The following is a 22,422-nucleotide window of genomic DNA, read 5'->3' on the forward strand; positions in this document are numbered from 1 at the left end:
GTACCGGAACGTTCACGAACGCGTGTGCCGCGTCGCGGCCAAAGACCTGGCAGCCCGGGCTGGCCGGGTCGCGTCGGTCTGCTCCGGCGCCTTCGTCCTCGCCGCCACCGGCCTGCTGGACGGCAGACGGGCGACCACCCACTGGAAGATCGCGAGCGAACTCGCCGCCCGGCACCCGCGGACCCACGTCGAGGCGGACGCCATCTACGTGCGCGACGGCACGCTCTACACCTCGGCCGGTGTCACCGCGGGGATCGATCTCGCGCTGGCTCTGGTCGAGGAGGACCTCGGCCCGGAGGTCAGCCGGGAGGTGGCCCGCTCGCTGGTCGTCTACCTCCAACGCGCGGGCGGGCAGTCGCAGTTCTCCGCGCCGCTGCAGGGACCCCCACCGCGCTCGCCCGCGCTGCGGCAGGTCGCCGAACTGGTCACGGCCGATCCGGCGGGCACCCACTCGCTCACAGAGCTGGCCGGGCGGCTCCATGTCAGCACCCGGCACCTCACCAGACTGTTCCGGGAGGAGCTGGGCACCACGCCGGCCCGCTACGTCGAGTCGATCCGCTTCGACATCGCCAAGTCGCTCCTCGACCAGGGCTACACCTCGACCAAGGCCGCCTCCCTGGCCGGCTTCCCGAGCTACGAGAGCCTGCGCTGGGTGTTCACGCGGGAGCTGTCCCTCACGCCTGCGGCCTTCCAGCGCCGCTTCGCCGCCGCCCGGCGCGAGCGCGCGGAGTAGCCGACCAGGGCCCAGGCAGGCGGCCCCACCCCCATCACCACGCGGGACGCATTGACGACGTCTCACCCGGGATTTTGATCAAGCGATCCAGGGTCACGCATCAGAGTCAGTTCATCCAGCCTTTCCCGTGCGCCGGGACCAAGTAGTCGGCGCAGGGCCGGACTTCACGCGGTCGCGCCAGGCCTGCTCCCAGCGCCGGGTCAGGGCGGGGTAGATGAGCAGATGCCGGAAGGGCGCGATCAGGGCCATGTACAACCGCCCGAAACGACCGTTGGCCTTGACGAGGACCGTCATCCACAGCTCGTGGTCGTCCGCGTCGCCCCGGACCCAGCCGAGGTGCATCACTGTGTGCACGGTCCTGTTCGCCAGTTCCCGAGCCGATTCGTCGTGGAGCTCGTAGACGGCCTTGAGCGGCATCGCGTCGTCGTCCCAGCCTCGGGGGGCGTCGCGCAGGTCCTCAGGCAGACGGTCGCGCAGCGACATCACCCGGGAGCCGACGCCCTCAGCGGGATCGTCCCAGCCCAGGAGGGCGCCCAGCTTCCAGCGCACGGCGAACAGCAGCCTCCCCAGGGCAGGTTGGTTGTTGATCCCCCCGGCGGCTCTGATGGCGTTGACCATCGCCTGGAAGTCGTCAGACCCGGCTCCTGGCGCACGGAAGGCCCACACGTCTTCAACCGCGAAGTCCCCAGCGATCTCGTGGATGCGCCAGGGCTGCTGGGTGAAGGCGGCAGGGGTGAGTCGTGCCATGGATTGCTCCTTCGTCCTGTGGTCGCGTGGATTGTGCGGAAGATCGCCGGGACTACCTCGCCCGACGTGGGCGGGGCACGAACCGCCCGACCGGACTGCGCAGCGTCGCCCTCAACGGTGGCCTGCGGTGACGAAGCCGCTCTCGTAGGCGGCGATGACGGCCTGCGTGCGGTCTCGCACCTCGAGCTTTCCAAGGATCCGGGTCACATGGGTCTTGACGGTCTCTGCACCGACTTGGGCGCGGTCTGCGATCTGGGCATTGGTCAGCCCTGCGGTCATCAGTCGGAGTACGTCGCGCTCCCGTGCGGTCAGCCGGTCGATCCGTGAACGGTCGGGGGCGATCGGTGCGTGCCGGAGGGCGAGTTCCCGGACTGCGGTGGGAAACAGAAGTGAGTCCCCGCGGGCCACCAGGCGCACCGCGTGCACGAGTGTGTCGGCGCGGGAGCGCTTGAGCAGGAAGCCCTGGGCGCCTGCTCGCAGTGCCGCGTAGACGTACTCGTCGTTTTCGAAGGTCGTGACGACCAGGATGTGGGGGGCGTTGGGCATGGTACGTACCAGGTGGGCTGTTGCGTCGATGCCCGACAGGCGCGGCAGGCGGACGTCCATCATCACCACGTCGGGGTGCAACTGCGTGGCTAGTTCGGTTGCCTCGAGGCCGTCGGCCGCCTCGCCGACGACCTGGAGATCAGGCTCCGCGTGGAGAATCGCGCGGTAGGCGGAGCGGATCAGATGCTCGTCGTCGACGATGAGGACGCGGGTCTTCACCGGTTGCTCCCCAGCGGCAGGCAGGCGGTGAGCCGCCACTGGCCCGAGTCGTCGGGGCCGGCATAGAGGGTGCCGCGCAGCAGCCGTACCCGCTCGCGCATGCCGGTCAGGCCGTTGCCGCCGCCAGCCCGGCTAGGGGCGGCGCCCGAGCGCTCGCGCGGCCTCAGTGGGTTCGCCACGGTGATCTCCAAAGAGTCTTCCCTGCTGGTCAGCCGGATCTGGATAGGGGCGCCCTGTGCGTGCTTCAGGGCGTTGCCAAGGCCTTCCTGAACGATGCGGTAGGCCTCCTGGGACAAGGGTCCCGACGGCATTGCGGAGCCGGTCCGGTCGTCGTCGCAGTCCACGGAGGCTCCGGCGGCACGGGTTCGGTCCAGCAGCGCGGGCAGGTCGTCCAGCGTGGGCGGTGGCGTCCGGTGCTTTCCGTCCCGCAGCAGCCCGAGCACGCGGTCGAGCTCGGCGACCGCGTCGTGGGCAGTCTGCTCGATGGCGCTCAGAGCGGCGGTCGCGAAGGCCGGGTCGGCGCGCAACAGTCGTCCGGCGGCGGCTGCCTGGAGGCTGACGACGCTCAGCGCGTGACCGACGGAGTCGTGCAATTCACGGGCCACACGGTTGCATTGTGCCATCGCATTGGCTCGCTGCTGGGCGTCGGCGAGCCGGTCGGCCAAGGTCGGGCCGAGGAGACGCGGAGCGAGACGGGTGAGCCACCCGCCCGCGGCGTGGCTGACCAACACAGGCAGGGCGAGCAGGCACAACCCCAGGGTCGGCGCCGCCCATAGGTGTGGCACGAGCCGATGTGCCCAGGCCGGCTCCCGGCCGGAGCGCTCGACCAAGGGCAGCAGGAGCAGCAGTGCACCGGCGGGCGGCATGGCCAGGGTCACCGCGCCGGTGAGCCCGCCGAGCAGCGTGTGCAGCGTGAACCAGGCGGATGTGCGGCGCCGGGCGGACCAGGTGTGCGCGGGCGAGGCCAGGACTTCGCCGGTGGCGCCGCACAGGGTGCGGGCCATGGCCCCTTCAAGGGAGCGGGTGACTGGCAGCAGGCCGACCGCGGCGACGAGTGGCAGGTCAAGGGCGAGGGCGAGCAGCTGGGGCTCGAGGGCAAACCGACTGGAGGAGGCGAGGCCGCTGGCGTCGACCGTGGTGGTCGTGAGCAGCTGAAACGGCATCAACAGTCCGGCCCCGAGGAGCAGGTGCATCCAGCGCAGCCCCGCACGACCGGAGAGGAGAGCACGCACGCCGCGGCGGTTCATGGGTTGTCCGCCGGGTCCAGGGAGCCGGTGGCGGCCGCGGCGGCCAGGCCCCGCCAACCGACCGCGAGCGCGATGAGCCCTGCGGCTGTCTCCACGACGTATTGGGCGACCATGTAGGCCGAGACAGGGTGCCGGGCGTCGAGGGCGAACGCGCCGAGGTCGCCCGTGCCCCCGCCCCAGCCGAACGCGGCCGCACTGCCCACCCATGCCACCGCGAGCGGCCACCATGCCGGGACCCTGGAGCGACCGCGGACGAGGGTCGTCATGCCGATGGCCGCGGCCAGCGCGAGGACGGCCTGGACGCCATCGGTGATGCGGGCGGAGCTGTCCATCGCGGCGATGCGCTCGGCGGTCAGCCCGAAGTCCGCGCCGAACGACCAGGCGAGCCGCACCAAGCCAGTCGCGGCCATCAGCCCGGCTGCTGCCAGCGCCGATCTGCGCGGGCCACCCGGAAGTCGGGGGGCGAGCGCGGCAACTGGCTCGTCCACGACCCGTGCGTGGCGGTCTCGGACGTACATCGCGAAGGCGCCCGACAGAACGACCCCTTCGACGATGAAGCCTCCGTAGACGACGGCGTAGACCCACGGTTGGAGGAAACCGACCTCCCGGAAGGGGCTGGGCGTGCCGAACGGCACGCCTGCCAACCCGAGCGGCACGGAGATCGTGATGACGGACAGCAGCCCGGAGGCCACCCACATCGGCAGGGCGATGAGCCAGGTGCGCACCCGGGAGTCGCCGGGCTTGGTGAGCCGGTAAGCGACCAGGGCGGCGACGGCGTCCATCGCGAAGGTTGCCAGGTTGACGGCGACCCACAGTCCGTGGCTGAGCCGGTGCCGGTCGACCACGCCGACGTCGACGCCGAGCACCCAGAGCAACTTGAGGGTCAGGTACGGAAGGCAGGCGACGATCGCGGCGCGGCCGAGGCGACGGCGCAGGTCCCCGCGGCGCGCGTCCGGATGGGCGGGCGGGGCAGGTGCAGTGGCGGCGGAGGCCGGTTCGAGAGGCGTGTGGTTCATGGCTTGAGCCTGATCGGCTGCTTGGAGCGGGACGTCCATCCGGCCGCCGATCCATACCCCCCATGCGGACGCCGTTGCTCTGCTCCTCATGTGCCTCACCCCGTGGTGAGCACCGAACCCTGCGCCACCGCGCAGAGTGTCCGCGCCCCGTCGTCGCCGACGGCGAGGAGGTCGCAGCGGCAGACCGCCTGGCGCCGCCCGCCGGAGACCACAGTCGCGTCGGCTTCCAGCGTGGCGCCTAGTGCAGGGCGCACATAGCTGATCGTCATGCCGCTGGTGAGCACTGCGGGTCCCAACACGGTGCCGGCCGCGAAGGTGATCGCGTTGTCTGCGGCGTAGGCCAGCACACCTCCGTGGACGAAGCCGTTCTGCTGCGTGAGCCCTTGGTGGATGTCGAGGGCCAGGACGGCGCGTCCGGGCTCGAACACTTCCAGGCGCGCGCCGACCAGTGCGCTGAACGGCTGGTCAGCGAGGACTTTTCGGGCGAGGTGAACATCGGGCAGGAGTGCTGTCATCGGGTGGACGGACCTCTTTGTTGGATGTTGTCGAATGCCGAACTGGCTTGGCCGTACGGGCATTCGGGGTCGGATGACCCCATGGGTCGTTTTGGACTGATGGCTCCAAAACGTTATGGAGGGTACTCTCTATTTCATGGCACGACCACCCCGTTACGACGAGACGCTTCTGCTGGACACTGCCGTGCAGCTCGCGGCGGCTTCGGGTCCGGCAGCCGTGACCATGTCCGCGATTGCCAGAAGCAGCGGCGTCCCCAACGGTTCGATCTACCACCGCTTTCCGCAGCGTGTGATCCTTCTCGCCGAGTTGTGGCTGCGCACCGTCGAGCGCTTCCAGGACGGCTTCCTCAGTGCTCTGGACGGCGATCCGGATCCGCGCCGGGCGGGGGCCGCGGGCGCGCGACACGTGGTCGCGTGGAGCCGGAGCAACCCGCAGGAGGCTGCAGTGTTGCTGCACGGACCGCAGTCCTTCGGCCGAGACGAGTGGCCGATGGAGTTCACGCAACGTGCCGACCGCGGCAACCAGCGGGCGAAGGCAGCGGTGGCGCGGCTCGCCGCACGCGTGGGGGCGGCCACTGAACTGGGAACCGACAAGGTCGTGCTGGCCGTCATCGAACTGCCCCTGGCGGTCGTGCGCAGATACCTGCGTGCGGGGAGCCCTCTGCCTCCGCACGCAGAGGACCTCGCCGAGCGCTGCGCGTTGGATCTGCTCGCCTAGCGCCAGCCCTGGCCGATCACGCCACCGTTGCGACCCGCTCCCCTAACAGCAAGGCGGCGCAGCAGGCGCACGTAGGGCGTCCGTTTCGTGCGGCGGCCGTTCGCCGGTTCCAGGGCAAGCGCCGCCCGGTCCAGGCATTCTTCGAGCAGGGCGTCGTGCAACCAGCGGAAGGCCAGCGGCCACGACAGCCGGGCGAAGCCGTGCAGCCGCATCGCGAGGACGTGACGAAGCACGGTGCCGCCCGACCCTTCGGGTAGGACGGTGAACTCGTGGAACCCGTCGAAGCCGCGCGGGGCGACGAAGCCGAACCGCACCCACTGACCAGGTACGTACGACGCTACGGTGTAGCCGATGGGGCCGTGGCCGCCCCGCGAGCCGACGCACAGGCCCGCGTCCAGTCGCATCCTGGGCCATTCCGGGTACGGCCACAGCGGGTCGCCTTCGCCCGCCAGGGCGTCGAGCAAGGCGCCGACCTGTTCCGGCGTTGCCGGGATGCGGCGTTCGTGGATGTTCAGCACTGGCACGGAGCCTCCTTCGGCGCGCTGCCGCTCCCCGTCCGCTGCGTCTCGGTCTGGGCCACAACCAGCGCCAGCACGGTGGCCAGGACTGCCCCGGCGAGCATCATCATGCAGCCGACGGCGATGAGCGGACGCATGTCGTGGTCACCTGCGAGGGTGCTCTGGACCAGGCCGGACGCCACCCACCAAAGGCCCCATGAGAACGACGAGGCGGTTCCGATCCAGGCGGCAACCAGCGGCCGACGCGCCGGTCCGCTGTCACGGTGCCGGGTCAGGATCAGCATCCCGGCTACGCCGACCAGCGGTAGCAGGGCGAACACCCCGTGCATCACCAGGCGTGTGGCGGCGTTCCCGTCGTCGTAGAGACCGCCGTGGCCGCCGGCCGCCCAGTAGAGATTCACCAGGGAGGGGATGAGGGTGAAGGCGCCGACCCCCGCCGCCATGGTGCGCTGCACGCCCGCGAGCGGGCCGATCGGAAGCTCCCGAAGCCGCCACCGCAGTATGTGCCCCCAGCGCCCGCGTGCGTGCAGGACGAAACCCGCGGCCAGGCCCAACCCCTGCAGGATGAAGCCGGTGTAGACCATGGCGAAAACCCACGGTGCGATGTCGTCGGGCGCGTGGGCCCCTCGGGCCTGGCCCGTGGTGCCGCTGTCGAACACGGCGCCTGCGAGTGAGGCGGTCGGGGCCCCGATGACGATCGGGGCGAGGAAGCCGGTGGCGACCCACATCGGAAAGATCAGCAGCCAGGCCGGCACTCGTCGGCCCCAGGGCCGCACCAGCCCCACCGAGACGGTCGCCGCGATCACGTCCATGCCGATGGTGGCCAGGTTGACGCCGGTCATCGTGCCGCCCCGCATGACCGAGCCATGCACTCCGACGTCGAGGCCACAGACCCACAGAACCTTCAACAGCAGATAGGGGATCGTGAACACGAGTACGGCCCAGCAGATCGCCATCCGCGCCCGGCCCGGCCGATCGCAATCAGCCACCCCGTGGGTGGAGTCCAGTTGTGTCATGCGAAGAGCATCGTCAAGGCAGCAGACCCGCAGCCTCCTTCGCGCAGTCGAATCGGGTCCCCCGCGCGGGGGAGCCGATCCCGGTGACGCGAGCGTGGCTGGGGCGCGCCCGTCCGACGTCAGGGCGCTTTGGCGGCCCACATGATGACGTTCGTGCCGAAGAACTTCTTGTGCCAGCCGATGTCCTGGAATCCGGTCCGGCGCAGGACCTCGGCAAGGCTCTGCGGTGAGTGGAAGTGGCGTGTGCTCGACTCGAGGTAGGCGTAGGACGAGCGATCGCACGCCACGAGCTGCCCCACGGCGGGTACGAGGACGCGGATGCCCCAGGCCATCAACGGCTTCACTGGACCGCTCGGCGGGCACGTCTCGAGGATCACCAGGCGACCGCCGGGCTTGAGGACCCGATGCTGTTCGCGCAGCACCCGATCCAGGTCCTCGACGTTCCTGAGGAGATACCCCTCGGTGATCGCGTCGAAGGACGCGTCGGCGAACGGCAGGCAGGTCGCGTTCGCGTGCTGCCAGCGCACCGCGTCCGCCCCGGGCTTGGATCGGGCCCGGCGCAGCATCTCCTGGGAGAAGTCGAGCCCCGTCACCGAGACGGCGGGGTACCTGCGGGCCGCCTCCAGCGCGATCACGCCTGTCCCGGTCGCCAGGTCCAGAAGCTTCCCACCCCTGGGCGGCGCGACGCGGTCGGCAACCTCCCGGCACCATCTCCCGTGGCGGCCGAGGGTCATCAGGAAGTTCATCCGGTCGTAGTAGCCGGCGATCTTCTCGAAGATCCCGTGCACCTGGGACGTACTGGCTCTCGCCACGTTGCGGCCCCTCTCCATGGCTCACCTGCCGCTCGATCGGCCGCGGGACTCCGTCGGACACGGAGCCGGCCTGCGCGAAACGATGCCTGATCGCGCCGCGCGCCCTCCTCCAACACCGGGACAATCCCCCTCCCCCGTCAGGGGGAGCAGGGCTTGCGGGCGGCCACCAGCAACAAGGGCGGGCGGATCAGGTGTGCGGCAAGGTCGGGGCGGCGTACCAGTGCATCGGGGCCGGGTTGGGGCTCGTCCAGGGCACGCAGGATGAGCCCGGCGGAACACAGCGCCCCGACATGGGTGGACAGCTTGTAGTGGTACTTGGTCACGTCGGTGTCGAACCAGCGCTGGGTGCGGGCCGATTCGTCTCCGTAGGCCGTGACGGGCCACACCTTTCCCTCCGGGCGCTCCAGCCAGCCGTTCATGGGCTGCTGTGCGGTGCACACCGGGTGTTCCACCGAGTACACCAGATGCCCGCCGGGCCTCAGCCACTGCGCGATCCGCGCCAGCAGTGCGGGCAGGTCGGGCACGTAGTGCAGCGCCAGACTGCTGACCACAAGGTCCAGCGAGGCCTGAGGCAGTGTCAACTCCTCGGCGGTGGCCTGCAGGTACCGCAGGCACGGATGTGCACGGCCCCGGGCGAGAGCCAGCATCCGGGTGGAGGGGTCCACGCCCAGGACGGAGCGAGCGCCGGCGCTCGCCAGCCACTCGGCCTGCCCGCCGTCGCCGCAGCCCAGGTCCAGCACGTCGAGGCCGGTGACCTGTGGGAGCAGGGCCCTCAGGGCGGGCTGTTCCAGTTCTTCGTTGAGACCGTCGCCATCAGCGCGCATCCGCTGGTAGGCGGTGAAGAAGTCCGGGGTATCGTAAAGAGGCAGTTCAGTACTCAAGTCCGCGCTCCTACAAGGGTGGTCAGGCATGGGGTGGGCGGGCCGCGCGCCGGGCGCCACGGGTAGGGCCCGGCGCGCAGCCCCCCGAAGGGTCAGGACTCGATCGCGCGGCGGTAGGCAGCCAGCTCGCCCACCGAGAGCAGGGGCAGTCCCTCGCGGTCAGCGAACTCGCGCAGGTCGTCCAGGCGGGCCATGCCCCAGTCCGGGCGCACCACCTCGCACATGGTGGTCACGCCGGACAACCCGGCCATGCGCGAGAGGTCGACGGCGGCCTCGGTGTGCCCGTCGCGCTCGAGCACTCCGCCGACCGCCGCCCTGACCGGGAAGATGTGGCCCGGGCGACCGAAGTCCGCCGGCTGGGCAAGCGGATCGGCCAGTGCCTGCAACGTGCGGGCGCGCTCGTCCGCCGGAATTCCAGTGGTGCCCTGGGCGATCAGGTCCACCGACACGGTGAAGGCCGTGCCGTGCAGCCCCGAATTGTCCTCGGCCATCTGCGGCAGGTGCAGTTCCGCGCAACGCTCATAGGGCAGCGCCGCGCAGACCACCCCCGAGGTGTGATCCAGCATGCACCGGATGGCCCTCTCGTCGGTGAACTCGGCGGCCACCATGAGGTCGCCTTCGTTCTCCCTGGACTCGTCGTCGAAGACGATCACGAAGCCACCGCTGCGGAAGGCCTCGATCGCCCGCTCCACGCTCTCCAGGCGCTCGGTGCGGGTGGGTTGTGCTGTGGTCATCTGCTCTCTCCTGCGATCCAGGCCCGCCCCGCGGTCATTGACCGCCGGGTGGGCCGCACTGGTCTGCGAGAGAACGCGGCCACGGGACAGGGAAGCCGCGCACAGGGGCGCGGCCCTGCCCCGATGGACGGCAAACCGCGCGCAGGGGAAAAGAGGATGCCCCACCCCTTGCGCGTGGACGCCGTTCCGGGGGAAGAGCGAACACCGGCCCGCCCCAAGGCGTCGGTAACCCAACGCCGGTCGTCCGGCGAATCGCCGCGCACTGCCTTCCATCCGGACTATCACCGTCGGTCCTGGAGTTCCACCAGGTCAGCCAGCCGATGGCTTCGGCCGGGTCGCGGACTTTCACCGCCGGCTCGGACTTTCACCGACCCCGGAGCGCGCGAACACTCGATTCGGATCATGGCACAACGGCCTTGTGGTTCCTATGTGTTCCGTCTCACCTGGGCGCCGGCGGCGATCTGGCCGAGGGCGTCGGTCGGCGGCGCCGCTCCCGATGGCGCGTCTCCCGTCCCCGGACGCTCCCGGCGAAGCCAGCGCTCAACGGCGGCGTCGGTAGTAGGAGACGGTCACCGCGGCAAGCAAAGGGCCCCACAAGACGAGAGGTTGGTAGCAGGCGCCCACGATGTCGCGCCAGGGGCCAGATATCGCCGGGTGGTGCTCGTCGCTCCACCAGAAAACGAAGCCGCTCCAAAGATAGGTCAGTGCCACCGCACCCAGGCCGGCCGGCACCACGGCCGCGAGCGGATGCACACGGCGACCGCCGATGAGCGGAATCCAGCGGGGCAACACCTCTCCCCATGGTCTGACCAGACCAAAGGTCAGCAGGGCCAACGCCTCGGTGACCAGGCTGAGCCCGACCAGGCTCACCACGCCCCGACCGGGAATGCCGAAGTCGTGTCTGAGCACCTCATCGGGGTAACCCACCGGAAGGCCGAGAGCCAGCGCGATTCGCCACACTCCTGACGGGACCGTGGTGAGGGCTGCGGCGTACGCGGACCACACCGCCCAACGGGGAGGCGGCGCGCAAGATTTCGGAACCTCGATCATGACGCGATGATCACCGTAGAACAGTCGCGCGCGCCTCCTCCCTACGGATCCCGGCCGTCCCCCACCCGGGGGATGGACTGTCGGCATCCTGATCCGAGGATGACGTCAGGAGGAAAGGTCGTCGCCCGAAAGACATCCCAGGAGCGTAGATGTCGTCGCCTCCTCGGCTTGCCCGTCCGGGCCGCACGAGGCAGGTGGAATGGCAGGATGGGTCTCGCGCTCGATGCGGCCAACCCGGCGTGGAGGGTGAAGTTGTATCGGTCCTTAGCAGGTCCGGCGGGCTGCGGGCGAGCCGCGAGCAGGGCGGGGACCGTGTGGGCCTGGATGTAGGCGGCGGGCTGGAGCAGAGCTAGAACCGTCGTGCAGGACGGGCGAGGAACTGGTCGACCTTGGCGGCGGGACGCGCTGGTCAAGCCACCGGTGCGGGCACGAGCTGGATCACCTGGGCTGGGGCCGCCCTGAATGCGCTGTTGGCTGCGTCGGCACGGATCATGTGCTCGGTGGCGTCGTGCGCGGCGAGGTGATCACGCGACGTCCATTTCTCGATGAGCACGAAGCGGTCGGACCGTCACGGACTTGGTGCAGGTCGTACTGCAGACAGCCCTCTTCTGCTCGCACGACCGGTGCCAGTTGCTCGAAGGCGGCGACCTGTTCGGCACCGTGTCCCGGAAGGGTGGTGATCACGACGAGGAGCTGTACCTGTTCGGACATGTGCCGCAGCCTAGCTACACCCTTGGCCCCGGGACGCCCGCATTTCCATGCGAGGGGTCCTGGTGGTCCGGCGTGCGGACCTTGCTGGCCCCTGCAGTACTTCGGGAACGAGCGCGTCCGAGGTTGCGGGATGCGGCACAGTGGTTCAGGCAGTAGCCGCCCTTGCAGATCCAGAATGATGATCTTCCTGCCTGACGGGCTGGCGCTGGCGCTTGCGCTTGAAGGTGCCTGCGCGCTCATGGGATGAGGACGAGCTTGCCACGCAGACCGCCTTGGACGAGACGGCGGTGGGCTTCCGGCGCGGCCGTCATGGGCAGGCGCTGCGCGACGCGGGTGCGCAGTTCGCCCTTCTGCGCAAGGAGGGCCAGTTCTGTCAGCTGACGGCCGTCGGGTTCGACGACCACGAGAGCGGGCTCGATTCCTCTGGCAGGGCTGAACTGGCCTCCGGGTACCCAGAAGTGCGGGACCACCGGTGGCGTACCGGCCGCGGTCCTTCACGGCGGTGAACGCCGCCTTCGCGGCCGATCCGCCCACGACGTCCAAGGCTGCGTCGACCGGCCCTTCGGACCGCAGTTCGACGCCGGCACGGGCGGCGAGCTGAACGGCGAACCCGCCGACCGCGCCGTGCGCTCCGTTGACCAGCAGGCTCTGCCCTGCCGTCAGGTTCAGGACCGTCAGGGCTTGGAGGGCGGTCAGGCCGGCCAGGGGAAGGCTTGCCGCGTGAGCGGGGTCAAGTCCCGCCGGAGCGGGAGCCAGGAAGTGGGCAGGGAGGCTGACGAATTGGGCGTAACTGCCGGTCTGGGTGCGGGAGTGGGCGGTGACTGCTATCACGGCGGTGCCGGCCGGCCAGCCCGGGGCGTCGACCTCCACGGTGCCGGCCAGGTCGTAGCCGGGGACGAGAGGGAAGCGCACGGGCTCACGCCAGCGGTAGCGGCCATCGCGCATGCCGATGTCCGCGGGGTTCACGGCAGCGGCGGTGACTCTGATCAGAACCTCACCTGGGCCTGGCTGGGGCATCGCAAGGGTGGTCGGCTTCAGGTTCTCGGGGGGCCCGAACTGCTGGATGGCCATGGCGCGCATCGATGTCATGGCGGCCAGGCTAGGAAGGCTACGGGACGGTGTCGTTAACCTAGATCAATCGCGAGCGCAGCCTGCTCAGTGCCACGGGCGTGATGCCGATGTAGGAAGCGATCTGACGCTGCGTCAAACGTCGCGCGATCGCGGGATGCCCGGTGAGGAAGTTCCGGTAGCGGGTGGCCGCGTCCTCCATGAGCAGTTCGCGTTGGCGGTCCAGTTGTCTGCGATAGGACGCCTCGGTCAGGCGGGTGCTCAACCCCCGCCAGACGGTGCTGCGATCGCACAGATCCCAAAATGCCCGGCAGGAGGCCACCAGCAGTTGGCATGCCTCCAGTGCCTGGGCGGACATGGCGGCGGGAACAGCATCCCGTACGGCGCTGTGCGCGCAGACGAAATGGTCCTCGTGCCGGAAGTCGTAGGTCCACTCCTGGCCGTCCGCTCCCGTGAAGTACAGCCGCACCAGGCCGCGGACGATGAATGCCACATGCTGAGGCGGCTCACCGGCCCGCGCGAGCAACGCGCCCTTGGGCAGCGACATGGGGCGGAACAGTGCCGATGCCGCCCTCGCCTGGTCTGCGGGCATCTTCCCCCACCGGCCCAGGAACCGGAGCAGATGCTCGTGCGCGCCGATCGCCTGCAGCGGCGTCCCCAGGCGAGTGAAGGCGGCGGCGTGGCCGTCGGGGGGCGGCACGAGGTCGCAGGCTGCGGAGAACTCCGAAGTTTCTTAGCACATGTTCCTGGGCGAACGCCGCCTGCTCGTGCAGGACGTCGATCTGGTCCAGGACACAGCGGAGCGCCGCGCGGCGCTCAACCGGCTGCTCCCCGTGCAGCGGTCCGACTTCGCAGGAGGTCAGGCAGACCCGGCCCTGGCTGCAGACGGGGGTCTGCGGGGAGCACGGCGGAGATCCGGAGTCCGTCCGTTCGACAGCTTCGGGCTGGACCACGTCTCCTGCTCGCCCCTGGCGTGTCCCGGTCGCCCGTCCGGAGGCGGGCCGCACAGCCGTCGCCTGACGCCCTCTGGGCCGTGAGCAGCTGGACATCCACTGCAAAAGTGCGCAGCTGCGGCCAGCTACGCACATCGGGGTCCTCACACGGCGGCACGACGGCGTGCGGCACAGTCGCGTGGTGGATGGCGCTGCGCCACCGACCCGAGATGGGTCAGCCGGGGTCCCTTTCGAGTGCAGCCGCAAAGCAGCGGGCGGCGGTTGGCTCGCGCGTCGCTCGGCCATTGTGGATCACCACACGGCAGACTGGACGTGGCTCCTGATGGACACATCGTCACGCCATGGAGGTGCGGCATGAGCATGCTGTCGGCTGATCCGCGGACCTTGGCCCGCGAGGCGTACACCTACCTCTACCCGTTGGTGATGATGGACGTCACCCGCCGGCAGTGCAGCTCACCTTTGGCGGCAGAGAAGCCGGGCTATGGCCTGCCGAACCAGTTCCACCACCTGCGCGAGTTCCCGTCAGCAGAGTTCCGGGCCGTGGTGCGGCCGAACTTCGACACGCTGTACTCCAACGCCTGGCTGGACCTGACCGGCGGCCCCGTAGAACTGCACGTAAGCGACACCGGCGACAGGTACTACATGCTCCCGCTGATGGACATGTGGACCGACGTGTTCGCCACCATCGGCCAGCGCACCACCGGCACCGGCGACCAGGACTACCTGATCGTAGGACCCGACCACGACGACACTGCCCCCGCCGGGGTGACGCTGCTGCGAGCACCCACGCCCTACGTCTGGATCATCGGGCGGACACAGACCAACGGCCTGGCCGACTACGAAGCCGTCTGGGAAGTCCAGGACGGCTACACCCTGAACGCCGTGCCCCCGCGCGGATACGAACTTGACGACCAGATCGACGTCACGGCGGATGCGCTCGCCCTGGTGAACAAGTTCGGAGCGGTCGAGTTCTTCACCTGGGCCTCCCAGGCGCTGGCGGCCAACCCGCCGCACGCGGCGGACTTCTCCATGCTGGCCCGGATCGCGAACCTGGGCATCGTGCGGGGCCGGAAGTTCGACCCCGGCCGCTTCACCGAGGCCGACCTCGCCGAGATCGAGGCCGGCGCGCAGGAGGCCCTCGCCGACATCCTCGGGTCGATGGCCGGCTTCGGCACAGCGGCCAACGGGTGGCGAACCTCTCTCGACACCATGGGCGTCTACGGCAACAGCTACTTCAAGCGCGCCGTCGTCGCTGCTGGTGGCCTCGGCGCCAACCCGCCGGAGGACGCCGTCTACCCGGTCCTGGCCGTCGACGCCGACGGTGATCCCGTCAACGGCGGCCACGACTACCTCTTGCGGTTCGAGGCCGATGCGATGCCGCCCGCCGGCGCCTTCTGGTCGGTGACCATGTACGACGGTGAGGGTTACCAGGTCGCGAACGAGATCAACCGCTTCGCCCTCGGTGACCGTGACGACCTGGCCTACGACGAACAGGACGGCTCGCTCACCCTCTACATCTCGCAGTACAACCCCGGCCCGGACCGGGAATCCAACTGGCTGCCTGCCCCTGCCGGCCCGCTGGGCATCACGATGCGCCTGTACGCACCCCGCCCCGAAGTCCTCGACGGGACCTGGAACCCACCCTCAGTCGCCAAGGCGTGACTTGATCGTTCCCCAGTGGACTCGGGCGGGCGCACTGCTGGATGCACCGAACGAGCCAGGCGACCGCTGTCTCGCTGAGACGCTGCGGCGCAACCGGCTGCATGCCCTGCCCGCGGGGGACCACGACCGCCATGTGATGGGCCTGGTGACTGCGTCCGACCTGCTGGCACGACTCGGCGTCCAAGCACTGCCTGCCCCTGCCCCGCTGCTGGAGCAGCGGGCACTGCGCCCCATCCGCGCCCACCGAGCGGCGTCCCCGCCGTCGAGTTGATGACGGCGCCGGTGCGCTCGGTGCCGGCCGGCGCAGATGCCTGCTGCTGACGCTGCCCTCGTCGCCGTGCGCAACCGCGTGGACGACCTGCCCGTGGTCGACGCCAGGAGGCGGCTGGTTGGCATGGCTTCCTGTGCGACCTGGCCCGGTTGCTACAACGAACTCGCCCAGGAGGCACGGCTCGTGACCCTGACCGGAGACCTCGCGTCGACGCCGCCACTTTGCGGGTCGGCTTCGCCGACGGTCGCCTCCACGTCGAGGCCCGGGTCCGGTGCCGCAGCCAAGCCCTGGATCTGAGGGAACGCATGCACCGCCTCGAGGGCGCCCTCGAGGCGACCTGTGCGCTGCGCTGGGACGTTGACGACACCGCCCCGCACCGCCGCTACCCAGACGACCCGGCGCACGGCGGCTGACGGCGGCGGGTCAGCCGAGCAGGCAGGGCGTAGGGCGCTTGGACGGCTGCTCTTCGCCCAGTGTGCCGTGGCACGCCGGCGCAGTGGGCTCAGTGGTGGTGCTGGCCGATGAAGAACAGGAGCATGATGAAGCCACCGAAGACGTGAAGGCCGATGACGTAGATGAAGGCGCGGACCCAGACACCCTTGCTGATGGCGCGTCGGTTGTGGGCGTCCTCATCGGCGGCGCGGGGCGCGGCGGGGGTGTCGCTCATGGATGGGGCTTCCTTCCGTTCACCTTGTCGCAGGGAAGATCGCGCGTCGCGACCCGAGCCACGCGAGGCGGGCCGGGCGGTGCTCATCGCTCGGCTCCGACGCGCTCTGCGGCCTGCGGCCCGGGGATGAGGCCGTTGCTGTGGAGATGCGTGCGAGCGTAGGTGATGGCGTCCGGGGTGGTGTTGAACACCTGGCCGGCGTCATGGAGCTGGTCAAGTGCACCGAGGGCGTCGAGGCGATTGAGGTGGTCCTCACGGACCCCGGAGACCAGTACCAGCGTCCCTCGCCGGGAAAGCTTTTCGATCGCGTCGCCGAGCACCTTGGCTCCGGAGGCGTCCAAAGCCGACACCCGTGACATGCGCAGGATCACCACGCGCACGTCCGCAGCCTCCGAGAGCTCCAGCAGGAAGCGGTGGGCGGCGGCAAAGAACAGCGGTCCGTCGATGCGATAGGCCACGATGTGCTCACCGAGCAGCGCCTGCTCCTCCTCGTGATGATCGGCGGGAGGGAGGTCAGCATGGAGCGGGACCTGCTCCAGCCGCGTCGCGCGGGCGATCTGACGCAGCGCCAGCACTCCTGCCACAACCATGCCGGCAATGACGGCGTTGACGAGCGTGGAGGCCAGGGTCACCACGGCAGTAAGGACCAGAATCAGCGCTTCGCCGCGACCCGAGCGGGCCAGCGCCTTGAGCGAGCCGACTTCGACCATGCGGACCGCAGTGGCGATGAGTACGCCCGCAAGCGCGGCGAGGGGGATGCCGGAGACCAGCGGCGCGGCGGCGAACACGATGACGGCCAGGACGCCGGCGTGGACCAGGGAGGAGAGCCGGGAGGCGGCGCCGGTGCGGACGTTGACGGCGGTGCGCGCGATGGCGCCGGTGGCGGCGACCCCCCCGAAGAGCGGGGCTGCCAGGTTGGCCAGGCCCTGGCCGAACAACTCCCGGTTGGAGTCGTGTCGTTCGGAAACGCTCATCGCGTCCGCGGCCGAGGCCGACATCAGCGACTCCAGTGCCGCCAGGGCTGCGACCGCGAGCGCGGAGGGCAGCAGGGCGGGGACGTGTCCGGCCTCGAAGAAGCCCAGGGACGGAGCGCGGAGCCCGGACGGCAGGTGACCGATCGTCTTGGTGTCCAGGGGCGCGGCTGCCGTGGCGACGGTCGCCGCGACTACGGCGAGGAGTGAGAAGGGGATCCCGGGCCGCAGCCTGGCCCCGACCAGCATCAGCACCACGACACCGAGAGCGAGCGCGATCGCTGTCCCGTGGGGGTGTGTGGCCCAGGCCGAGATGGCCTTCGCTGCGACAATGGCCGGGTTGTCCCCCGAAGGCTTCGGCACGCCCAGGGCGCTTGGCACCTGCTGCAGGCCGATGACGGCGGCGATGCCGAGAGTGAAGCCCTCGACGACGGAGATGGGGACATAGGCCATCCACCGTCCCGCGCGAAGCAGCGCGAGGACGGTGAGCAGCACGCCGGCGAGCAGACCCACCGTCAGCACGCCGTCGAAGCCGTACTGGTGGATGATCGGGACCAGCACCACGGTCATCGCGCCGGTCGGTCCGGACACCTGGAAGTTCGAGCCGCCGAACAGCGCGGCCAGCGCTCCGGCCACCACGGCGGTGACCAGGCCGGCCTCCGCGCCAGCGCCTGAGGAGATCCCGAAGCCCAGCGCCAGTGGCAGTGCCACGATGGCGACCGTCAGGCCCGCGAGCAGATCCCGGCGGGGGGAGCGTCGCATGGTCCCCAGGGTCTGACGGGTCGGCAGGACGTCGCGCACACGCGCACCGAGCGAAGCAAACGTCGAGGCACTGCGGGTGGTGCTGGTCACGATGCCTTGACCTCGCCGGTCTCCGCTTCACGGAGTTCGTTGAGCAGGTCCTGTTGCTGGGCAATCAGGTCGGTCAGGATGCGGCGGGCCGCACGCATCAGGTCCGCGACGTCCGTTCCGGCCAAGGAATAGACGACGGTTTCAGCCTCGCGGCTGGCGGTGACGATCCCTGAGCGGCGCAGCACCGCCAATTGCTGGGACAGGTTCGAGCGCTCGACGTCGATCTGCGCGAGCAGGTCGCGCACGGGCATCGGCCCGTCCTGAAGCAGCTCCAGCACCCGGATGCGGACCGGATGCCCGAGCATGCGGAAGAACTCTGCCTTCGCCTGGTACAGCGGAACCGGCACGTCTGTCAACTCCCCTGCGGCTTGGGCGCGTCCGAAGTGGGACGTGCGGGGGGAATCGCGCCTCCGCGGTTGCGGGCAGCCAGCAGCGCGGCCCCGAGTTCGTCCAGTGCCGCGGCCATGGCGCCACGGTCGACGCCCTGGCTGGCGTTCTCGAGTGCCTCGCGCGCAGCCCGCAGGCGGGTGCTCGGCGACGCGGCGAACTCGTCCAACCGATTCTCCTGACGTGACTCATCCGAGGGGCCCGCACAGACTCCCGCCTCCTGCAAAGAGCAGGCGCAGCGATCCCGCCAACACCCACCGAATGACACCATCCCATGAATTGAAGAAATCTTCAATTCACTGATATGTGGCTACCTCGGTCAGGGGGCTCGGACGTGGCCGCGGGTTCTCCCCCACGTCGTGGATGCAAGCCCGTCAGCCGCCCGGCTGGGCTCAATCTGCCAGCAGCGTCTGCCCCGTGAGCGCCCAGCGGATGTCCACCACCCCTTCGACGGCGCGGACCAGCCGTGCGGCGATGGGCACCTGAGCGGTGTCGGCAAGGCGTCCGGACAGCGTCACCACGCCTTCCTCGACACTGACCGCAAGCAAGGCGGCGTCCCGGCCGAAGAGCCGATCCAGGACCTCGTGGCGGACCTCCTGCGCAATCGCCTCGTCGGGCCGCAGGAAGACCTTCAACAGGTCGCCCCGGCTGACCACGCCCACCAGAACACCTTCCGCATCCACGACGGGAAGCCGCTTCACTCGCCGCACCGCCATCACCCGGGCGGCTTCGGCCAGCGTGGCATCCGCGTGAACCGTCACGGCCGGGGCCGTCATCAAGTCCCCTGCGGTCACCGCACCGGCTTTGGCCAGATCCTGCAGTCTGCGCAGCTGTTCGATCCGCGGGGGATCCGCGTCGCGGAACTCCTCCTTCGGCAGTAGGTCCGCCTCCGAGACCACGCCAACCACCCGGCCGTCCCCGGCGACCACGGGCACCGCACTCACCTTCCACTGGGACATCAGCACGACGACGTCCCGGAAGCCGGTCTCCTGCCCGACCGAGACGACGGCACGAGTCATCACATCGCTGACCAGGTGCGGCCTTCCGATGCTGTCCATGACGCGCTCCCCGCTTCTCCCCGCTTTCCGGTTGCTGGCCCCAGTCTCCGACGCTCCCGCGTTCACCTGCAGGGGCCGGTCGGCCCAAGAAGCAGGACCGACCGGCTGGATCCTCATCGGCGGACGGCCGGCGACGCGACGCATGTCGCGACGCATGTCGCGACGCATGCCCTGAGAAGGCCGATCCCGCCGCTGCCGAAGGGGATCGAAGCCACGGACCTCCAGGGAGCTGGGTGGCCGGGATGAGTCGGGGCCGTTGGGCCCTCGCCGCGGGCTGCGACCGGACGGAGTATGGCTGCGCGGGGGCCGCACGACTGCCGAGGAGGCAGCTGGCCGTCCTGGTCAGCCCCGGCGACCGGCCCGCGGACTGGCTGCGCGCCGGCCAGGCAATGGAGCGCGTACTGCTGCTGGCGACGGCCACCGGGGTGCGCTCATCCCTACTGCACCAGGCCGTCAAGTGGCCGGACCTGCGCTGGATGCTCCGCGACCCGCGCACCGGCCCCGGCTACGTGCAGATGCTGATCCGCCTCGGCTACGGCCCCGAGGGCGCGGCGTCCCCACGGGCTGACGCCTCGGCGGTGCTGGAGAGCTGACGTGACGTCAGCTCCGCATCGATGATCGCCTGCTGGGCTGGCCAGGGCAGCGTGTCCCCGCGACCTGGATGCCTGTCCTGTGTCCCGGGCCCGCGTGGACTGGGCAGGCAGGTCTGATGGTCCCGGTCCCTGGGGTCCTGACGGCCCTGCCGCGCCGAATCGGCGGCGGGGCAGGCTGGTGCCGCACCAGGAAGCCCACAGTTGAAGGGACATGGAGATGGCCAAGCCGGCGAAGCAGCAGACCTCGCGAATCGTGGTGGGGGTGGACGGCTCGGCGTCCGCGCAGGACGCGCTGCGGTGGGCCCTCGCACAGGCGCGTCTGAGCGGTGCGACGGTGGACGCGGTGGCGAGCTGGGAGCAGCCGATCGCCTATGGGGTCGGCTACTACGTGCCTCTTCCCGAAGGGGAACTCGCCGCCGTCACGGCGAAGATGCTGGCCGAACGGGTGCAGCAGGCACAGGACGATGCGCTGCCCGTGGAGGTGCACCAGCAGGTGGTCGAGGGGCACCCGGCCCGTGTGCTGATCGAGGCCGCGCGCGGCGCGGACCTGCTGGTGCTCGGCAGCCGCGGGCACGGCGGCTTCGCCGGGGCGCTGCTCGGGTCGGTCGGCCAGCACTGCGCCCAGCACGCACCGTGCCCCGTCGTGATCGTGCGCCACGAGGAGAAGTGACCCTTGCTCCTTCCTCTCGGGAAGAAGCCGACCAGAAAGGACCTTTGATGACGCTGCGTCACCGTCTTGTCGGAGAGCTGATGACCACCGCAGTGGTCAGTGCCCGACCGGACACGCCGTTCAAGGAGATCGCCCGCCTGCTGGCCCGCAACGACGTCACCGCGGTGCCGGTGCTGGACGAGCAGGATCGGCCGCTCGGGATCGTGTCGGAGGCCGACCTGATGCGGCACCAGGCCGCTGGGGAGGATCCGGCCGGGCTGCTGCCGCCGGCGGACCTGGACCCGCAGGATCGGGCCCGCAGTAACGGCACCACGGCCGCAGAGCTGATGACCAGCCCGGCTGTGTGCGCCCGGCCTGAGTGGATCGTCGTGGAGGCGGCCCGGGTGATGGACGGCAAGCAGTTGAAGCGACTGCCGGTCGTGGACGAGGCCGGCCGCCTGATCGGCATCATCAGCCGCAGCGACCTGCTGCGGGTGTTCCTGCGCAGCGACCGGGCCATCGGCGAGGAGATCAGGCAGGACCTCATGGTCCGCACCCTGCGCCTGCCGTCCCAAGCCGTCCGTGTGGACGTCCGAGACGGGCAGGTCACGCTCAGCGGGACCCTGGAGCTGCGCAGTGAGCAGGCGGCCCTGGTGCGGCTGTCCCGCGCGGTGGACGGGGTGGTCGCCGTCACCGACCAGCTCAGCCACCGCACGGACGACACTCCTGCGCATGAGCTCGCAGTCGGCGGCCGGTAACAGGCTCACGGCACAGGGCTGGACGTGACGTTCGAGGCGCTGACGCCCCTTCACCAGGGGCGTCAACGCCTCGAACGTCACGTCCAGCCCTGTGCTGCTGCGCGCGCTCAGTGCTCCTGGGTCGGGTGCAGCCTGGTGGCCAGCACCGCTGCCTGCACCCGGCGTTCCACGCCGAGCTTGGCCAGCAGCCGGGAGATGTGGTTCTTGACCGTCTTCTCCGCCAGGTAGAGCTCCTGGCCGATCTGCCGGTTGGTCTTCCCTTCGCCGATCAGCGCCAGGATGTCCCGTTCCCGCGGCGTCAGTGCCTCCAGGGCGGCATCCTCCGGATTCTGCGCAGGCCGCTGGTCCTGGTGGCGCAGGCTGGCCATCAGCCGGGCGGTGGTGGCCGGGTCCAGCATCGACTGCCCGCCGGCCACCGTGCGGACCGCCGAGACGAGGTCGGTGCCGCGGATCTGCTTGAGCACGTACCCGGCCGCACCGGCCAGGATCGCGTCCAGCAGCGCCTCCTCGTCGTCGAAGGAGGTGAGCATCAGGCAGGCCAGCTCCGGGAGTTGGTCCCGCAGCTCCCGGCACACACTGATCCCGTTGCCGTCAGGCAGCCGCACGTCCAGCACGGCGACGTCCGGGCGCAGCGCCNCGCACCGGCCAGGATCGCGTCCAGCAGCGCCTCCTCGTCGTCGAAGGAGGTGAGCATCAGGCAGGCCAGCTCCGGGAGTTGGTCCCGCAGCTCCCGGCACACACTGATCCCGTTGCCGTCAGGCAGCCGCACGTCCAGCACGGCGACGTCCGGGCGCAGCGCCGGGACGCGGGCCAGGGCCTGGGCGGCGGTTGAGGCTTCGCCGACCACCTCGATGCCGTCTTCCGCCTCCAGCAGGTCGTGGACCCCGCGGCGGACCACCTCGTGGTCGTCGAGCAGGAACACCCGGACGGGGCGCAGGGCGGCAGTGGACGTGGCGGGGCCGGCATGGGGCTGATCAGTCATGGGGTCAGCATGGCCCGTGGATCGTCGTCCGTGCCAGGGCCGATGGGCCCTATCTGTGGGAATGGCGACCGCCCTCCCGTCGAGCGGA

Annotated in this window: 26 protein-coding genes, 4 pseudogenes and 1 riboswitch; of the genes and pseudogenes, 7 read left to right on the forward strand and 23 right to left on the reverse strand. The window is 70.2% G+C overall.

All coding sequences use genetic code 11. The annotated features are described in order from the left end of the window. Positions 1-4: 4 nt before the first annotated feature. Positions 5-733, forward strand: a pseudogene (locus ACFP3V_RS01230) (GlxA family transcriptional regulator); the annotation flags it as partial. A gap of 111 nt (positions 734-844) precedes the next feature. On the opposite strand, the gene ACFP3V_RS01235 reads toward ACFP3V_RS01230, so the two are convergent. The 5 genes from ACFP3V_RS01235 to ACFP3V_RS01255 form a co-directional block, all read right to left on the reverse strand. Further along, positions 845-1,480, reverse strand: a complete 636-nt coding sequence (locus tag ACFP3V_RS01235; RefSeq protein ID WP_380578677.1) for a DUF2867 domain-containing protein — start codon at positions 1,478-1,480, stop codon at positions 845-847. 111 nt (positions 1,481-1,591) lie between these two features. Continuing rightward, positions 1,592-2,245, reverse strand: coding sequence for a response regulator transcription factor (locus tag ACFP3V_RS01240; protein WP_380578679.1), 654 nt, complete (start codon positions 2,243-2,245; stop codon positions 1,592-1,594). Continuing rightward, complete coding sequence (locus ACFP3V_RS01245; protein ID WP_380578681.1) at positions 2,242-3,492, reverse strand: sensor histidine kinase; 1,251 nt, start codon at positions 3,490-3,492, stop codon at positions 2,242-2,244. The genes ACFP3V_RS01240 and ACFP3V_RS01245 overlap by 4 nt, the downstream gene beginning before the upstream one ends. After that, a complete protein-coding gene (locus ACFP3V_RS01250) occupies positions 3,489-4,508 on the reverse strand; it encodes a hypothetical protein (protein ID WP_380578683.1) in 1,020 nt (339 codons plus the stop codon). Before ACFP3V_RS01250 ends, ACFP3V_RS01245 begins: the two co-directional genes overlap by 4 nt. Positions 4,509-4,603: 95 nt before the next feature. Continuing rightward, the gene (locus ACFP3V_RS01255) at positions 4,604-5,023 is read right to left on the reverse strand and encodes a PaaI family thioesterase (protein WP_380578685.1); all 420 of its coding nucleotides are present in this window, start codon (positions 5,021-5,023) and stop codon (positions 4,604-4,606) included. 136 nt (positions 5,024-5,159) lie between these two features. On the opposite strand from ACFP3V_RS01255, the gene ACFP3V_RS01260 reads away from it, so the two are divergent. Beyond that, positions 5,160-5,741, forward strand: a complete 582-nt coding sequence (locus ACFP3V_RS01260; protein ID WP_380578687.1) for a TetR/AcrR family transcriptional regulator — start codon at positions 5,160-5,162, stop codon at positions 5,739-5,741. Here ACFP3V_RS01260 and ACFP3V_RS01265 read toward each other — a convergent pair. The 11 genes and pseudogenes from ACFP3V_RS01265 to ACFP3V_RS01315 all read right to left on the reverse strand — a co-directional run bounded on the left by ACFP3V_RS01265 (position 5,738) and on the right by ACFP3V_RS01315 (position 13,231). Further along, a complete protein-coding gene (locus ACFP3V_RS01265; RefSeq protein WP_380578689.1) occupies positions 5,738-6,265 on the reverse strand; it encodes an SRPBCC family protein in 528 nt (175 codons plus the stop codon). The two genes, ACFP3V_RS01260 and ACFP3V_RS01265, sit on opposite strands and share 4 nt — an antisense overlap. Next, positions 6,253-7,275 (reverse strand): hypothetical protein, encoded by a 1,023-nt coding sequence (locus ACFP3V_RS01270; RefSeq protein WP_380578691.1) that lies wholly within the window; start codon positions 7,273-7,275, stop codon positions 6,253-6,255. Before ACFP3V_RS01270 ends, ACFP3V_RS01265 begins: the two co-directional genes overlap by 13 nt. Before the next feature lie 119 nt (positions 7,276-7,394). After that, positions 7,395-8,087: a ubiquinone/menaquinone biosynthesis methyltransferase gene (locus tag ACFP3V_RS01275; protein ID WP_380578693.1), complete on the reverse strand. Its 693-nt coding sequence runs from the start codon at positions 8,085-8,087 to the stop codon at positions 7,395-7,397. Positions 8,088-8,224: 137 nt separating this feature from the next. Further along, positions 8,225-8,968, reverse strand: coding sequence for a class I SAM-dependent methyltransferase (locus tag ACFP3V_RS01280; protein WP_380578695.1), 744 nt, complete (start codon positions 8,966-8,968; stop codon positions 8,225-8,227). A gap of 92 nt (positions 8,969-9,060) precedes the next feature. Further along, positions 9,061-9,702: a 3,4-dihydroxy-2-butanone-4-phosphate synthase gene (gene ribB, locus ACFP3V_RS01285; RefSeq protein WP_380578697.1), complete on the reverse strand. Its 642-nt coding sequence runs from the start codon at positions 9,700-9,702 to the stop codon at positions 9,061-9,063. Positions 9,703-9,957: 255 nt separating this feature from the next. Continuing rightward, positions 9,958-10,088: riboswitch (FMN riboswitch) on the reverse strand. Positions 10,089-10,242: 154 nt separating this feature from the next. Further along, positions 10,243-10,752, reverse strand: a complete 510-nt coding sequence (locus ACFP3V_RS01290) for a hypothetical protein (RefSeq protein ID WP_380578699.1) — start codon at positions 10,750-10,752, stop codon at positions 10,243-10,245. Between the two features lie 409 nt (positions 10,753-11,161). Continuing rightward, entirely contained in the window at positions 11,162-11,305 is a 144-nt protein-coding gene (locus tag ACFP3V_RS01295) for a hypothetical protein (protein WP_380578701.1), read from the reverse strand. Then, positions 11,242-11,463 carry a putative quinol monooxygenase gene (locus tag ACFP3V_RS01300; RefSeq protein ID WP_380578771.1) on the reverse strand — a complete coding sequence of 74 codons (222 nt, stop codon included), beginning with the start codon at positions 11,461-11,463 and terminating at the stop codon, positions 11,242-11,244. The genes ACFP3V_RS01295 and ACFP3V_RS01300 overlap by 64 nt, the downstream gene beginning before the upstream one ends. Positions 11,464-11,699: 236 nt before the next feature. Next, on the reverse strand, positions 11,700-11,867 hold the full coding sequence (locus ACFP3V_RS01305) for a zinc-binding dehydrogenase (RefSeq protein WP_380578703.1): 168 nt from the start codon (positions 11,865-11,867) through the stop codon (positions 11,700-11,702). Between the two features lie 349 nt (positions 11,868-12,216). Then, positions 12,217-12,552, reverse strand: a pseudogene (locus ACFP3V_RS01310) (alcohol dehydrogenase catalytic domain-containing protein); the annotation flags it as partial. A gap of 40 nt (positions 12,553-12,592) precedes the next feature. After that, positions 12,593-13,231 carry a Crp/Fnr family transcriptional regulator gene (locus ACFP3V_RS01315; protein ID WP_380578705.1) on the reverse strand — a complete coding sequence of 213 codons (639 nt, stop codon included), beginning with the start codon at positions 13,229-13,231 and terminating at the stop codon, positions 12,593-12,595. Between the two features lie 155 nt (positions 13,232-13,386). Between ACFP3V_RS01315 and ACFP3V_RS01320 the strand changes: the two are divergent. Then, positions 13,387-13,551, forward strand: a pseudogene (locus ACFP3V_RS01320) (putative PEP-binding protein); the annotation flags it as partial. A gap of 287 nt (positions 13,552-13,838) precedes the next feature. Next, complete coding sequence (locus ACFP3V_RS01325) at positions 13,839-15,146, forward strand: DUF1254 domain-containing protein (RefSeq protein WP_380578707.1); 1,308 nt, start codon at positions 13,839-13,841, stop codon at positions 15,144-15,146. Positions 15,147-15,919: 773 nt separating this feature from the next. Here ACFP3V_RS01325 and ACFP3V_RS01330 read toward each other — a convergent pair. From ACFP3V_RS01330 to ACFP3V_RS01350, 5 genes are all read right to left on the reverse strand, one after another. After that, a complete protein-coding gene (locus ACFP3V_RS01330; protein ID WP_380578709.1) occupies positions 15,920-16,084 on the reverse strand; it encodes a DUF6126 family protein in 165 nt (54 codons plus the stop codon). A gap of 83 nt (positions 16,085-16,167) precedes the next feature. Further along, a complete protein-coding gene (locus ACFP3V_RS01335) occupies positions 16,168-17,817 on the reverse strand; it encodes a SulP family inorganic anion transporter (RefSeq protein ID WP_380578711.1) in 1,650 nt (549 codons plus the stop codon). A gap of 86 nt (positions 17,818-17,903) precedes the next feature. Further along, positions 17,904-18,254 carry an ArsR/SmtB family transcription factor gene (locus tag ACFP3V_RS01340; protein WP_380578713.1) on the reverse strand — a complete coding sequence of 117 codons (351 nt, stop codon included), beginning with the start codon at positions 18,252-18,254 and terminating at the stop codon, positions 17,904-17,906. Positions 18,255-18,259: 5 nt separating this feature from the next. After that, on the reverse strand, positions 18,260-18,463 hold the full coding sequence (locus ACFP3V_RS01345) for a hypothetical protein (protein ID WP_380578715.1): 204 nt from the start codon (positions 18,461-18,463) through the stop codon (positions 18,260-18,262). Between the two features lie 223 nt (positions 18,464-18,686). Beyond that, positions 18,687-19,352, reverse strand: coding sequence for a CBS domain-containing protein (locus ACFP3V_RS01350; protein ID WP_380578717.1), 666 nt, complete (start codon positions 19,350-19,352; stop codon positions 18,687-18,689). A gap of 242 nt (positions 19,353-19,594) precedes the next feature. On the opposite strand from ACFP3V_RS01350, the gene ACFP3V_RS01355 reads away from it, so the two are divergent. The 3 genes from ACFP3V_RS01355 to ACFP3V_RS01365 all read left to right on the forward strand — a co-directional run bounded on the left by ACFP3V_RS01355 (position 19,595) and on the right by ACFP3V_RS01365 (position 21,352). Further along, positions 19,595-19,945, forward strand: a complete 351-nt coding sequence (locus ACFP3V_RS01355) for a hypothetical protein (RefSeq protein WP_380578719.1) — start codon at positions 19,595-19,597, stop codon at positions 19,943-19,945. Between the two features lie 217 nt (positions 19,946-20,162). Beyond that, positions 20,163-20,615: a universal stress protein gene (locus ACFP3V_RS01360; RefSeq protein WP_380578721.1), complete on the forward strand. Its 453-nt coding sequence runs from the start codon at positions 20,163-20,165 to the stop codon at positions 20,613-20,615. A gap of 53 nt (positions 20,616-20,668) precedes the next feature. Next, positions 20,669-21,352 carry a CBS domain-containing protein gene (locus ACFP3V_RS01365; protein ID WP_380578773.1) on the forward strand — a complete coding sequence of 228 codons (684 nt, stop codon included), beginning with the start codon at positions 20,669-20,671 and terminating at the stop codon, positions 21,350-21,352. 107 nt (positions 21,353-21,459) lie between these two features. On the opposite strand, the pseudogene ACFP3V_RS01370 reads toward ACFP3V_RS01365, so the two are convergent. Both ACFP3V_RS01370 and ACFP3V_RS01375 read right to left on the reverse strand, forming a co-directional pair. Continuing rightward, positions 21,460-21,996, reverse strand: a pseudogene (locus ACFP3V_RS01370) (LuxR C-terminal-related transcriptional regulator); the annotation flags it as partial. Further along, positions 21,882-22,334: a response regulator gene (locus tag ACFP3V_RS01375; RefSeq protein WP_380578723.1), complete on the reverse strand. Its 453-nt coding sequence runs from the start codon at positions 22,332-22,334 to the stop codon at positions 21,882-21,884. The gene ACFP3V_RS01375 and the pseudogene ACFP3V_RS01370, both read right to left, overlap by 115 nt. Positions 22,335-22,422: the final 88 nt, after the last annotated feature.

It is taken from the genome of Streptacidiphilus monticola, from assembly GCF_042658505.1.
Lineage (GTDB): Bacteria > Actinomycetota > Actinomycetes > Streptomycetales > Streptomycetaceae > Streptacidiphilus > Streptacidiphilus monticola.